Source organism: Avibacterium endocarditidis (assembly GCF_965138825.1).
Classification (GTDB): Bacteria; Pseudomonadota; Gammaproteobacteria; order Enterobacterales; family Pasteurellaceae; genus Avibacterium; species Avibacterium endocarditidis.
The window spans coordinates 1-463 of record NZ_CBCSDH010000045.1; the positions used below are offsets into that span (position 1 = coordinate 1).

General features: G+C 43.6%; 1 tRNA gene and 1 rRNA gene. Both read left to right on the forward strand.

Going from position 1 to position 463, the window contains the following annotated elements:
* Positions 1–85: ribosomal RNA gene (locus ACNAV8_RS11620) — 16S ribosomal RNA — on the forward strand; the annotation flags it as partial.
* 161 nt (positions 86–246) lie between these two features.
* Positions 247–322: transfer RNA gene (locus ACNAV8_RS11625), tRNA-Glu, on the forward strand.
* Positions 323–463: the final 141 nt, after the last annotated feature.

Genomic DNA, 463 nt, shown 5'->3' on the forward strand with positions numbered 1-463 from the left:
GGCGTTTACCACGGTATGATTCATGACTGGGGTGAAGTCGTAACAAGGTAACCGTAGGGGAACCTGCGGTTGGATCACCTCCTTATAAGACTGGATAGATGAGTGCTCACACAGATTGTCATGATGGTTGTTAGACAATAAGAAGCAAAGAAAGTAATGGTGATGGTGCTGAAGAAAATAGCGATATGAGAAAATGGCTTAAAATCACACCGCACTTTAATAAAGCGGAGAGACGCTTTTTATGTTGTCCCCTTCGTCTAGAGGCCTAGGACATCGCCCTTTCACGGCGGTAACAGGGGTTCGAATCCCCTAGGGGACGCCATAGAAAGCGAATTTTTCGCGACTTGCTCTTTAACAATGTAAAAACAAGCTGAAAACTGAAGAGACTTTCAAGCTGATGGGGGAGTGGTAATCGTGATAGAGCCATTTTCTTATTAAATTGAAAAAGTCTGAGTAAAAGGCT